This is a genomic window from Zarconia sp., assembly GCF_057467645.1.
This window is the reverse complement of the sequence record NZ_JBRJXU010000096.1, coordinates 1-13,282: the sequence shown is the minus strand read 5'-3', so window position 1 is coordinate 13,282 and position 13,282 is coordinate 1. Positions and strand designations below refer to the sequence as shown.

General features: G+C 51.7%; 6 protein-coding genes. 1 reads left to right on the top strand and 5 read right to left on the bottom strand.

What is annotated here, in order from left to right:
- The first annotated feature begins 78 nt into the window (after positions 1-78).
- Positions 79-1,560: a diguanylate cyclase domain-containing protein gene (locus AC2215_RS14280; protein ID WP_486810682.1), complete on the top strand. Its 1,482-nt coding sequence runs from the start codon at positions 79-81 to the stop codon at positions 1,558-1,560.
- Between the two features lie 160 nt (positions 1,561-1,720).
- On the opposite strand, the gene AC2215_RS14275 is transcribed toward AC2215_RS14280, so the two are convergent.
- The 5 genes from AC2215_RS14275 to AC2215_RS14255 all read right to left on the bottom strand — a co-directional run.
- Entirely contained in the window at positions 1,721-5,077 is a 3,357-nt protein-coding gene (locus AC2215_RS14275; RefSeq protein ID WP_486810681.1) for a two-partner secretion domain-containing protein, read from the bottom strand.
- Between the two features lie 290 nt (positions 5,078-5,367).
- Positions 5,368-7,524 (bottom strand): NF038122 family metalloprotease, encoded by a 2,157-nt coding sequence (locus AC2215_RS14270; RefSeq protein WP_486810680.1) that lies wholly within the window; start codon positions 7,522-7,524, stop codon positions 5,368-5,370.
- 170 nt (positions 7,525-7,694) lie between these two features.
- Positions 7,695-9,134 carry an NF038122 family metalloprotease gene (locus AC2215_RS14265; RefSeq protein WP_486810679.1) on the bottom strand — a complete coding sequence of 480 codons (1,440 nt, stop codon included), beginning with the start codon at positions 9,132-9,134 and terminating at the stop codon, positions 7,695-7,697.
- Positions 9,135-9,448: 314 nt separating this feature from the next.
- Positions 9,449-11,053: an NF038122 family metalloprotease gene (locus AC2215_RS14260; protein ID WP_486810678.1), complete on the bottom strand. Its 1,605-nt coding sequence runs from the start codon at positions 11,051-11,053 to the stop codon at positions 9,449-9,451.
- A 1,004-nt stretch (positions 11,054-12,057) separates the two neighbouring features.
- Positions 12,058-13,282, bottom strand: a 1,225-nt coding sequence (locus AC2215_RS14255) for a hydantoinase B/oxoprolinase family protein (protein ID WP_486810677.1), incomplete at its 5' end; no start/stop codon positions are given.

Here is a 13,282-nt window from a genome sequence, read left to right as displayed (position 1 = left end):
AGAAAGCGGTATCGACTTGTCTTTCGACCGACATCCAACACTAACCTTCTTCCTTCGACACTTCACCGATTTCATGCGATGGCCCGACCCACTCATCTTAACCCCACGATCGGGAGCGATCGAAGTTGTACGAACGATTCAGATGCTTTAGCAAATATTTTAGTCATCGATGACAATCCCGATAACCGCAGGATTATATCCATTTTGCTCCGGAATCGTGGATATCGAGTTTGGCAGGCATTTAGTGGCGAAAGCGCCTTCGAGCAACTGAAGCAGATGCAGCCGGATCTGATCTTACTCGATATCATGATGCCCCAGATGGATGGCTACGAGGTTTGCAAATTGCTCAAAACGAAAAAGCAAACTCGGGACATTCCGGTGATTTTTCTCAGTGCTTTAGATGAGGCAACCGATAAAGTTAAAGCCTTTGAAGCGGGGGGAGCAGATTTCATCAGCCGTCCCTTCCAAATCCCAGAAGCGATCGCGCGCATCCAACATCAACTCACAATTAAACAGCAACAACAAGCATTCGTGCGGCAAAACCGCCAACTCCAGCTCGAAATTTGGGAACGGCAACAGGCAGAAGAAGCGTGGCAGGAAAGTCAGCGCTTCATCCACAGCATTGCGGAAGCGAGTACCAGCATTTTGTACGTGTACGATTTGCTCGAATACCGCTATATCTATACCAATCGCGAACTCACCAACGTCCTCGGCTATACGTTAGAGGATATTCAGCAACAGACCAAATTTCCTCAAAGCGCGATCCACCCCGAGGATGTGGAAGCCGTTATCGAATATTTTCAAAGTTTCGATCGCCTCGCACCGGGGGATAAGCTAGAAATCGAATATCGAATCCAGCATAAAAACGGTCAGTGGCGGTGGTTGTTGAGTCGAGATACGGTGTTTACCCAGACTCCGGAAGGAAAAACCCAGCAAATAGTGGGAACGGCCACCGATATTACCGATCGCAAACAAGCAGAAGCCGCGCTACACGCCGCTAATCGGGAACTCGAAAAACTTGCCTCCTTAGACGGACTCACTCAAGTTGCCAATCGTCGTTGCTTTGACGAATTTCTCGATCGGGAAATGCGGCGTATGGTTCGAGAAGGTTCGTGTTTAGCGTTGATTTTATGCGATGTCGATTATTTCAAGAAATATAACGATCGCTACGGCCATCAAGCCGGAGATCGATGTTTGCAGCAGGTAGCCCGCGCGTTGCGTCATGCCGTTCGCCGTCCAGCAGATTTAGTCGCGCGGTACGGTGGAGAAGAGTTTGCCGTCATTTTGCCCAATACCGATACCAACGGTGCGATTCGAGTCGCCGAACTGATTCAGGAGAACGTTCGGGAGCTTCAGTTGGTTCACGAAGCCTCGGAAACTAGCGATGTGGTGACCCTGAGCATGGGCATTTCCCACGGGGTGCCATCCGAGGAATTTTTACCCGAAGATGCGATCGCCGCAGCCGATAAAGCATTGTACGAAGCCAAAGCACGGGGAAGAAATCAATTTCGCGTTTTCGAGGGGAGTTCAAGCTCAGATCCAGTTAAGCCCCAGATTTAGTGTCATCAAGGGACCAATGGTAACGAGGGACCGATACACTACCGGTCACATCCATGCACTGTGCGCCTCTCTCTTGCCAACCTCCCTCCCCCTACACCCTAACCCCTACAGCCCACACCCCTTGACCAATAGCACATAAGCAAAACCGCCTCACCAATGGTTAATGACACTCCGGTGGTAATCCCAAGTCGCCTGGTGTCGTTGGTGGTACATTGGCAATTAATTCAATCTGTCCGCGATCGTTGACGAGCCAGCCTTGCGCTTCTACCAGTTGTGTGGATTGAGTCGGTTGGCGATCGCCCATGGATTCCACCATTGATTCCAAATTCCCCCCCACTCGATTTTCCAACGCACGCAAATCCTCCCAAACCACTTCTCCTCTCAAGGGTTGGCTGGGGTCTTCGGGCAAGCTACCCCGTCCGGTGACGAAGAATTCACTGCCTGTTGTTGCCGGACAACTGTCGTCGATGAGTCTCGATACATCCACCACATTTTCCGGTAAATCGATCAGTCCCGACGCGGGATCGGTTTCGGGGGAGTTAATTTGCACGATGCCGCTAAAAGCTGGACCTGAATCCGACGTGGCGGTGATATCGCTTTGGGGGGTGAGTCGTTCCCGAAACTGAGTGCCGAAAAGACCTTGCGTATCGATAGTAACGCGCCCGCCGAATCCCTCCCCGGCGTTGGCGGTAATATCGCTGTTTTCCAAAGCAACGAGGGTGTCGGTATCGAGAACGATGTTGCCCCCATCGCTGCTTAGGGCGTTGGTGGTAATGCCACTGTTCCGACGCAGCCGTAAATCTGGGGAGAGGAGGGTAATGTTACCCCGATCGCCCACTGCTGTATCTGCGGCGATCGTACTTTCATTATCGAGTTCGATCGAATCCGCAGCCACGCGAATATTCCCAGCCGCCCCCTGTCCGTCAAGAAGCTGGTTTTGACTTTGGAAGTTGCTCGCGCTAATCGTCGCCCCATCGGCTACGGTCAATTTATCCGTAACAACGTTAACGTTCCCTCCTTCTCCGGTACTGACAATGGCGGTGGAGAATAATCCGCTTCGGGTAAATTCCGAGCTTCCCCTGAGGAGGATCGATTCGGAAGCGCGAACGGTGAGTTCTCCCCCATTGCCCGTTCCACCGGTACTGACGGCAATCTGAGCACCATCAGACACTTGTAGGCGATCGGTATCAACGGTTAAGTTACTACCATTCCCTGTTGCACCAACCTCGGCACTTGCCAACAAGGCACTTGCCAACAAACTGCTGGGATTGTCACCACTAGATGTACCCGCCAGTTCGATGTCTGAGGCACGAACCGTTAACTCACCAGCATTTCCTGCCCCGAACGTAATCGTAGCAATCTGGGCACCTTCGGAAATTTGCAAGCGCTCGGTGTCGACTTGGATATTGCCCCCATTCCCCGTAGCCTCAGTCTGAACGTTCGCAAATACCCCACTAGGATTGCCTTCGGGAGAAGTTCCCGCTAGTTCGATTTCTGAAGCTTGGACAGTTAATTCTCCTGCATCACCTGCCCCGAAGGTCGTCACAGCAGCTTCTGCCCCATCAACAATCTGCAAGCGCTCGGTTTGAACTCGGATACTACCCCCATTCCCAGTGGCATCGATCTGAACGTTGGCAAATAATCCACCAGGATTGCCTCCAGGAGAAGTTCCTGAAAGCTCGATCTCCGAGGCGCGAATCGAGAGTTCTCCGGCATTTCCCGCCCCGAAGGTCGTCACAGCAGCTTCTGCTCCATCCAAAATCTGCAAGCGATCGGTTTCGACTCGGATACTACCCCCATTCCCGGTAGCATCGGTCTGAACGTTAGCAAACAAGCCACTGGCTCCTACCCCAGCCGCTCCACCAATAAGTTCCACTTCCCGAGCCAGAATGTTGAGATCTCCAGCATTCCCCGTACTGAAAGTGGTGGCATTAATTGCAGCACCATCGGCAACGCTCAAACTCTCGGCTTCAACTTGAATATTTCCCCCATTGCCGGTGGCGCCCGGAAACACGAACACAGATATACCGCTGGGTGACCCATTGGGTGAAGCACCGGACAAATTCACCTGTGTCGATCGTATCGTCGCCGTTCCTGCATCTCCAATCCCGAGGGTTCCGCCAAAAATAATTGCCCCCCCGGTAATGTTTAAAAGATCGGCATTGACATCGATCGTGCCCCCGTTACCGGTTGCATCCGGCGCCACCGGCGCAAATAAGCCACTTGAACCGACTCCCGCAGCACCGCCACTGAGTTCGATTTCTCGCGCCAACACCTGAAGCGTGCCAGAATTCCCCGTACTGAACGTGCCCGTCGAAACTTGCCCCCCATCTGCAACCCGCAAGCGATCGGTTTCCAGGGTTAAGGTTCCCCCATTGCCTGTTGAGTCGGGAAACCGTCCCACATCCGTCGAGAATCGAGTGCCAAAGGGAAACGGATCGAAGGTTTGGGTATCGGTGGGGGGTGGGGTAAAGCTGGAGGTTCCCACCAGCTCGATCGATTCGGAGGCGCGCACGAGCAGGGTTCCCCCCGTGCCGTTCCCCAGGGTATCCGCTAAGATGGCAGACCCCCCGGAAGCGAGAACGTTTCGCCCTTGTACTCGAATCGCCCCTCCATCATTACCGCTAGCTTCTACGGATGCGGCTTCAGACAAGCGGATATCTTGAAAACTGCTAACCCCGTCGTAACTCAGGGCAAAGCCGGGGTTGGTTGGCGTAATACCGACGACGCTACCGCCTCCAACGCTTCCGAGTTCAATGCGCCCGTCCCTAGCGGTGAGATTTGCCCCTTCCAAGGATAGCTCCCCACCCACGATAGCTAGGGTTTGACCGTCGGCAACCTGGAAGCCATCGGGCCGGAAAACGCGAATCACGAAGGGATCGTCGAGAAAGAGATTGTTCCCCGTGCCTTGGGCGGTAATCGCACCGGGGTTCGTGCCGTATTGCAAACCGATGGGAACGCTGACGGTGAGCAGGGGGGCGGTTTGGGGGCTGGTGGCGCTAAATTCGCTACCATCGGCAAACTCAAAGCTCTCGGCTGTGGAACCGAGGAAGGAACCGCCGATATTGAGGCTGGCGTTCGGGCCCAAAAGAATACCGTTGGGATTGAGGAGAAAGAGGTTGGCACTGCCGTTGGCGCGAATTAAGCCGTCAATACTCGAAATCGATCCCCCGGTAACGCGGGTGATGATGTTATCGATGGTGAGGGCATTGTTGAAAAAAGCTTCCGCATCGGTCGGTAGGGAAAATTGCTCGAAACTGTGGAAGAGATTGCCACCTGCGGTGGTTCCCCCGGTAATTTCGCTGATGTTGCCGTTGGGATTCACGATCGAATTATTCGGCAGGGTGGAGTCGGGAATAATTTGAGCGGATACCCCCACAGGGAAGATCGGAAAGCACAGGGGTAGGACGAGCGAGAATACAGAATATTGGTTATGGAGACGCAGTAGATGGAGCAATTTGGCGATCGAATTCATGCAATCGATTCCCTGTAATTGATGACGAGGTTCTGTTGACATTTCATGCTGAAAGCTTTTACTAGCCCTGTTTACGAAAAGTTTCGCACTTCAGGTAAAATCCAGTCGTATCATGGGTTTGAAAACCAAATGTCAACACAGCCTAGAGAGCCTGAGTTATCGAACTGAACTGATTTTAGGACACGATCGCCCCACATTTAGGTCGGTGACCTGTCTCGATTGAGGATCGAGTTCAAAATCGCAATCGAGTTGAGGCAAGTAGGGGTCAACGGCCGCATTCCCCCTACCCCATATCTTTGATGACGCGGGTACTTTATTTCTTTGCAAGTCCCTTAACGCTCGGATCGATCGCGACGCTTGAGCCGAGAAGCTATCCCAAACGTCCCCAAAGCCAACAATCCAAGGGTTGAGGTCGGTTCTGGTACAGATTTGGTATTGGTTTGGATGGTTTCCGTGGGTAAGGTTTGCCACCGGAACTCCTGCCACAGTCCCGTTTGCCAGCCACCGCCACCTCCACTACCACTACCCCCACCACTACCCCCACCCCCCCCGTTGCAGTTGCTGGTACACCAGTTGTAAACATTGCTATTTTCGAGCATCTGCTCAACCCGATCGTCCACGCCATCTTCGTCTTCATCCACCCAACTGGTAAGAGTCTCTACGGAAGTGGTGGCATCGAACAAATTTTCGACGGCAATGCCCAGGTCATCTGCCAGATTCTGTTTAGCTTGGGTAGTTAACTCTTGCCAATTGAGTCCCTGTTGTGGATTCAAGAGGCTTGCATATTTAGAACTGAAGAAACCGCCCGTGTTACCCACTTCCCCAGGGTCAATGCCATCGCGTAAGTCCGATCGCAAATCCCAGCCAATACTATCGAAGGCTTGCAGGTCTAGATCGGTCACGTTTCGTTGTTGACCGATCGCCAGTAAGGGGTCCATCACACCATAGCCGTACCCATTTTTCCAGTGACTGCCTTGATAATCGGAGGGCCCTCCGCCAGAAAAGTTGGCGATTCGGGTTTGACCTCCATCGGTAGAGAAGTAGGAGGAACTGCCGGTTGCCAAGTCCAGCCAATCCTGATTCGAGCCGCCATAGCGGAACAGATCTAGAGACGACGTTCGCAACAAGCGATCGAGATTTTGCTCCTCCGTGGCTTCCAATGCGTTGGCTTGTACTGAATCGGTGCTGCTAATAAACCCCAGAGCATGACCGATTTCGTGAATGGCCACACTGACGTAGTCGAGATTGGGTGTGAGGGCAGGGGTGTCATCGGGAACGGTAGAATCATCGGGAATGGTAACAGTTAAAGCTTCCGGTTCCGGTTCCTCTGGGGAATCCTCTGGGGAATCATCGGGAACGTCAACGGCTAAAGCATTGGGATCGAAGGTAAAGTCCTCGGGAATTTCCAGCTCGACGGTTAAAGCATTTGGATCGAAGGTGAAATCTTCGGGAATTCCAAGGTCTATATTGTTAAGGTCAATGTCGATCGCATCGGGATCGAAGGTAAAGTCCTCTACAATATCCACAGTCAAAGCGTTGGCAATATCGTTTAAGAAAGACCAACGAGAATCATATTTCCATTCCACGTCATAGTCGGATAGATCGCTGATGACAATGTAACCATCAATGGCATTATCGTCGGTTTCTTTCAACTCAAGAGCTTTTGCATTCGCATGGGTCAACGTCAGATTTGTGCCCGAAAATGTTGGATCGGACTCAGGATTTTCGGGTTCGGTGTCAGTTGTGGGTGCAGAGGGATTCGATTCATAGCTATAATCGTAATTCTCCTCTGTCGTCACACCGTTGCTATCGGTCTGACTCACGCTCGTACTGACGCTAACACTGGTGCTGACACTGGTGCTGATATTGGTATTGATATTGGTATCACCAAATGTATTGGCAAGAAACTCATTATCGCCCAACCCAGAATCCGAACCCCCGTCGTTCGATGGTAGTTCTCGCTCGAAGGCCACGCGATATGCATCTTCTCCAGATAATGGATCGGTGTGTAAATTTAACCCCTCGAACGCGGTCAAATCATTATTGGAAGTTCGATCGTCGTACAGGTGCTGCCGAAATTCACCATAGTTATAGGATTGCAACCCCGGCAGAGCACCGCCGATGACTTTGTCGGGTAACAGGCTCGAATCGACGACTTCGATGAATAGATTGACTTCCACTTCGTCCACTAAAAAGTAGGACCACAGGTTTGCGGCGACTTCAAAGCCGAGCATCTGTTCGAGGGTGGTTCCCGATGCATAGGTGAAATTAAAGGATGCCCCTTGAGCCGGTGCTGTTTGACTCAACAGTGCTGCCAGAGCGATGGTTAATTTGGGAGCGGTTTTCATCAGCTGGGCGAACTGACTGCGATATTTATGGCGTAGGGTTTGGCGATGTTTTGCCGGTGGAAATTGGCGGGGACCGTTGGCTGTCCGTGGCTTCCCTGAAGGTTGCGCCCGATCGAAACTCATGCGGGAGTTGAATCTCATGGCTATCGTCCCTTGTAAATGGCTTGCTGGTTTCTAAGAGAACTGTGCTGTGGAGAAAGTGGCACGCTTCGGATTGGAAAAACTTCGATCGAAAACCGGGAACAGTTTGTCCACATCGATCGTGAATTCGCTCCCAAATTATTCTTGGTAAAGCTGAGATCGAGGTGGCACTATGGCTTGCGACCCCGACGCTTGAGTCGAGAACCGATGCCAAACGTCCCTAAGGCTAACAATCCGACAGTTGAGGTGGGTTCTGGGACCGACTGGGCATTGGATTGGATGGCTTCGGTGGGTAACGTCTGCCATCGGAACTCCTGCCAAAATCCCATTTGCCAGCCGCCGCCACCCCCACTACCACCACCACTCCCACTACCACCACCCCCCCCGTTGCAGTTACTCGTACACCAGTTGTAGACTTCGCTATCCACCAGCATCTGTTCGACCCGATCGTCGATGCCATCGTTGTCACTATCGATCCAACTAGTGAGACTGTTTGCTGAGGTGGTCGAGTTTGCCCACAAGTCAGTAACAGAAATGCCCAGGGAGTTGGCCAGTCGCTGTTCTGCTTGGGAAGTCAAATCGAACCAATTGAGGTTCAGTTCAGAACTGGAAATGCCATCGCGCAAGTCCGATCGCAAATCCCAGCCAATGCTATCGAAGGCTTGCAGATCGAGAGCTTTGACGTCCCGCCTTTCCCCTAAGAAGATGAGGGGGTCCATAATGCCAATTTCATTGCTTTGCTGCTTCCAGTGGCTGCCTTGGAAGCCGTCGAACCCCAGTCCTAAATCCTGCGTCCCTGTTGAAAAGTGAGCCAGCGGGGTTTCTCCCCCATCTAAGGAAAAGTAAGAGTCGATGCCAACGGCGAGATCGAGGTTTTCCTCATCTTCGGTATATACGCTATAACGGAACATATCGAGAGCGGTCGTCCGATTGAGGCGATCGAGGTTTTGTTGGACTGAGGCTTGGTCGTCGGCAACCCGAGCCGAATCGATACCGCTCGTAAATCCTAGTGCGTGACCGAGTTCGTGAATGGCAACGCTGGTGTAGTCCAGGGAGTAGAACGGAATGGAGCTATCGCGTCGGGTGTTGTAGTCCCAGTCCGGCAACAATAAGCTCGATAGATCGCTCATGACGATATAACTATCAATGGCATTGTCATGGGAGGGTCTCAATCCCAGGGCTTTAGCATTGGCGTTGGAGAGGCTTAATCGATCGTTTTCCTGGTAGTTATTTTCGAAATAGGCGCTATATCGATTGTTAGACGAGTCAGCATGATTCAAGTTGGCATAAGCCGCCCAATCGTTATTGGAGGTGCGATCGTTTTGCAGTGCGGTCTGAAATTGGCTGTAGTCGTAAGATTGCAACCCAGGGAGAGAACCGCCGACGACGAAGGGGGGTAACTCGTCCCAATCCACCACTTCGACGAAGAGGTTTACTTCCACATCATCGACTAAAAAGTTCGACCACACGTTGGCAGCTACTTCAAAGCCGAGCATCTGTTCGAGGGTCGTTCCCGGTGCGTAGGTGAAGTTAAAGGATGCGGCTTCAACGGGAGCGGCTCGGCTCAACACTGCTGCCAGGGCGATTGTCAGTTTAGGAGCAGTTTTCATGAGCTGGGCGAACCGACTTCGATATTTATGGCGTAGGGTCTGGCAATCTTTCGCTTGTGTCCGATTGCGTTGAAAATTGGTTTGGTTTGCGATGGTTCGATTGCAACTTGTTCTAAGTTTGTATTTCATTTCCATCATTGCTCGTACATTAATTTGCTGTTTTCTAATAGAATGTTGCTTCGATTGCAGCAACACACTTCGGGTTCGATCGAGATCCTTGGGATATCGTGGAGATCGAAAGCGGTAGGCAGACAAAATATTGTCCCAACTCGCTCGTGGGAATTTGCAAGACAAATTTGCCAGATACTTGGGTGTTACAGCTTCCGACTCCGACGCTTGAGTCGAGAAGCGATACCAAATGTCCCCAAGGCTAACAATCCGACAGTTGAGGTGGGTTCTGGGACCGACTGGGCATTGGCTTGAATCGTTTCCGTGGGTAACGTCTGCCATCGGAACTCTTGCCAAAGTCCCGTTTGCCAACCGCCGCCACCCCCACTACCACCACCACCCCCACTACCACCACCACCCCCGTTGCAGTTACTGGTACACCAGTTATAGACTTCGCTATCTTCGAGCATCCGTTCGACGCGATCGTCTACGCCGTCGTTGTCACCATCCACCCAACTGGTCAGGCTGTTGACCGAAGTGGTCGGGGCAAATAAATCCGCCACGGAAATGCCCAAGGAGTTGGCCAGTCGCAGCTCGGCCTGGTAAGTCAAATCGAACCAATCGAGATTCAGTTCCGAATTGGAAATGCCGTCGCGCAAGTCCGATCGCAAATCCCAACCGATGATATCGAAGGCTTGCAGGTCGGGCGCTTTCACCTCTCGTCTTTCCCCTGTGAAAATCAGCGGGTCCATAATGCCAATTTCATTGCCTTGCTGTTTCCAGTGGCTGCCTTGGAAGCCATCAGATCCGAGTCCGAAATTTTGATTTCCTCGAGAAAAGTCAGCTAGGGCTGTATCGCCGCCATCGATGGATAAGTAAGACTTGGGCCCCACGGCAAGATCGAGCCATCCTTTATTATTGCTCCACTTGCTGTAGCGATATAGGTCGAGGGAGGTCGTCCGAAAGAGGCGATCGAGGTTTTCCTGGAACGTCCCGTTGACTTCGCTCACTAAAGCCGAATCGATGCCGCTAATAAATCCCAAGGCGTGACCGATTTCGTGAATGGCAACGCTGGCGTAGTCCAAAGCATCCGACTCCACGGAACTATTTCGGCGGTAGTTGTAGTCCCAATTCACGGAGTAGTTGGATAGATCGCTCATGACGATGTAACCATCGAGAGCGTTGTCGTGGGTGGGTCTCAATCCCAGGGCTTTGGCATTGGCGTTGGTGAGGGTTAGATTTTGGTTGTACCAATAGCTGTTGCCCCGTTCGAAGGCCACGCGATATCGATCGGCGTTGGGGTTGCTGGCGCCCGCTTGGTAGGTGTAGAGGTTTAAGTTGTCATAGGCCGTCACATCGTCGTTGGAGGTAATATCGTTTTGCAGTGCGCTCCGAAACTCGCCGTAGTTGTACCATGGATTCACCCCCGGGAGGGAACCACCGATAACATTGGTCGGTAATAGGCTCGAATCCACGATATCGACGAACAAATTAACTTCCACATCATCGACGAGAAAGTTCGACCACACGTTGGCGGCAACTTCAAAGCCGAGCATTTGTTCGAGGGTGGCTCCCGGTGCGTAGGTGAAGTTAAAGGATGCGGCTTCAACGGGAGCGGCTCGGCTCAATACTGCGGCGAGAGAGAGCGCCAGTTTGGGTGCGATTTTGACAAGCTTTGTCAGCCGATGGCGATATCGATCGTGTAGGGCTTGGAGATTTTCTGTTGGTGCGTATCGATCTTGAAGGTTTGAGGTGAGTTGTTGCGTTTTCGTTCGGTTATCGTCCGGATTCACTCGAGTATTTGTATTCATCCGCATTTACCCCTAATCGTTGCTTGTTTGACCTTGTGGGTGACTGTACTGCTGTGAAAAGTGGCACGCTTTCAAGATCTTCCGAGCGAAGATCTTTTGAAGATAGGCTATTTTGACGGGTCTCCACTTCAATTTTATGGAGATCTAAATGGCAAGATGTTGGCTAATCTTGAAGAGATCGAAAAGTCGATCGCGTTTTGATTTCTCAAGTCCGAACGCAAGTACGATCTCCTCGAATATGGGGGCGAGGCGATCGTACAATGACTCGGTTATATTGTGGCTCTCAAGTTATTCTCGATCGATTCCCGATTTGTTGCGTCACGAGAGAACGATCGGACCTAAAGATGTATCGTGAAGCTCGCTCTCGCTCCCAGATCCATACGGGTCTGTTATCAATAAAAACTTGGTGACGAATATTCATCGCTTTTCAATTGTTTCGGTACTCTAAGTTAGGGAGATCGACTTTGGATCGATCGTCAGTCGAGCAATGCCATCATCGAGTTGGATCGTACACATTGATTCGAGCGTTTCGATCGAATCCGACCTAAGAGCGATGAACGCTCGCCCGCATAATTTTCCGGCAGAACTCCGAAAAATCGACTCGCAGACATCTCTGACCGTGTTTTCGATCGCGATCGTCAGCTCAACGCTTTGGATGACGCGCGAAACACACTATTGAGCGACTGACTCCAACATACGCAAATAGGTTTTACGCAAATCTACTTACGTCCTCAAACCATACCGATAAATTATGAAAATCCTGTGAAAATTAAACTCGTTGGAGCAATCTTTAAATCGATGTTTTCCTTTATAACTTGACAGTTTTGTGAATGCTAAGTCTCAGAAAACCCTCGAACGTTCCTGCACTTTAACAACGCATACCCAAGTTACAGAGTGAACTTACTCTTCAAACAGTGTATGTAATTACACTGTAAAAAACAAGAGAGGGTGACAGTTTTTTGCGCGATTTCTCGCATTCACACCACGGCACTCGTGCTAGGGACTTAAGTGTTTTCCACACCAAATCCACCACCACCAGGGGTTTCGATGGTAAAGATGTCTCCCGGTTGCATCTGTACTGTTGCGGTGGATGCCAATCGTTCGATCGTCCCATTCGAGCGTGCCACCCAGTTTTTCCCCAACGCCCCATCGCCGCCACCATGCAACCCGGCTGGAGGAATAACGCGGTGACTCGAAAGAATCCCAGCCGTCATCGGTTCGAGGAAACGCAGACGACGAATGACCCCATTTCCGCCGTAAAATTGCCCCTTGCCGCCACTGTCAGCGCGAATGGCAAAACATTCCAAAAGGACTGGGAAGCGCCATTCTAGGACTTCTGGATCGGTGAGGCGGGAGTTTGTCATGTGGGTTTGCACCGCATCGGTACCGGGGAAAGATGCCCCCGCGCCGGAACCGCCGCAGATAGTTTCGTAATATTGGTAGCGATCGCTGCCGAAGGTGAAGTTATTCATCGTTCCCTGAGAACCGGCGAGGATACCCAACGCGCCGTACAATGCGTCGGTGATGCCTTGGGAGGTTTCCACATTACCAGCCACCACAGCAGCCGGGGGTTGGGGGTTGAGGAGACAGCCGGGAGGAATGACGATATCCAGGGGTTTGAGGCAGCCGGCATTTAGGGGGATATCGTCCTCGACGAGGGTGCGGAAGACGTAAAGAACAGCAGCTTTGCAAACCGCTGCGGGGGCGTTGAAGTTCGTGGCAAGTTGGGGTGAGGTGCCGGTAAAATCAATTTTGGCGCTGCGAGTTGGGCGATCGATTTCGATTTTGACCTGAATGCGATCGCCGCTATCTAGGGTATAGGTGAATTCACCATCGTTGAGGAGGAAAATCGCATTGCGCACGCAAGCCTCGGCATTATCGCGCACGTGTTTCATGTAGGCTTGGACGGTTTCTAAGCCGTAGTCGGAGACTATATTTTTGAGTTCCCGCGCCCCTTTTTCATTGGCGGCAATTTGTGCTTGAATATCGGCGAGATTTTGTTTGGGATTGCGGGCGGGATAGGGATTATCGCTCAGAAGATTGAGAAATTCTGATTCTTTGAAATTTCCGCCATCGACGAGTTTTAAATTATCGATTAATACCCCTTCTTCATCGATCGTTTTGCTATTCGGTGGCATCGAACCGGGAGTAATACCGCCAATGTCGGCATGGTGTCCTCGGGAGGCAACGTAGAAAAGAGGACGCGGGGACGCGGGGACGCAGGGACGC